Origin of the sequence: Psychrobacter sp. CAL346-MNA-CIBAN-0220, from assembly GCF_040309805.1 — a bacterium.
Classification (GTDB): Bacteria; Pseudomonadota; Gammaproteobacteria; order Pseudomonadales; family Moraxellaceae; genus Psychrobacter.
This window is the reverse complement of the sequence record NZ_JBEOPF010000097.1, coordinates 1-290: the sequence shown is the minus strand read 5'-3', so window position 1 is coordinate 290 and position 290 is coordinate 1. Positions and strand designations below refer to the sequence as shown.

The window sequence follows — 290 nt, the reverse complement described above, 5'->3', positions numbered from 1 at the left end:
ACCTAACGACGCTAAAACGCTTTATTTGCATTTGTTAGCCACAACAGAACCAGCCAAAATCGATGCTGATTGGTTTTTAGCGTTAGCATCAATATATCGGCAACAACAAAATGCTGAAAAAGAATACCTGTTAACTCGAGCAAATTTGTTAATGAGTGACAACCATGCCGATGAAGAAAAGTTATTGGCCATTATTAAAGGCAATAAAACATTAGCGACAGAACTCGATAAACAAGCACTTGAATTAATCTCTGCGGTAATGAGTAAACAATTTGCACAGAGTCGTAGCG

Annotated in this window: 1 protein-coding gene; it reads left to right on the top strand. The window is 37.6% G+C overall.

The window, feature by feature from the left end:
- Positions 1-290, top strand: a 290-nt coding sequence (locus AAEY88_RS12855; RefSeq protein ID WP_350563010.1) for a DUF2989 domain-containing protein, incomplete at both ends; no start/stop codon positions are given.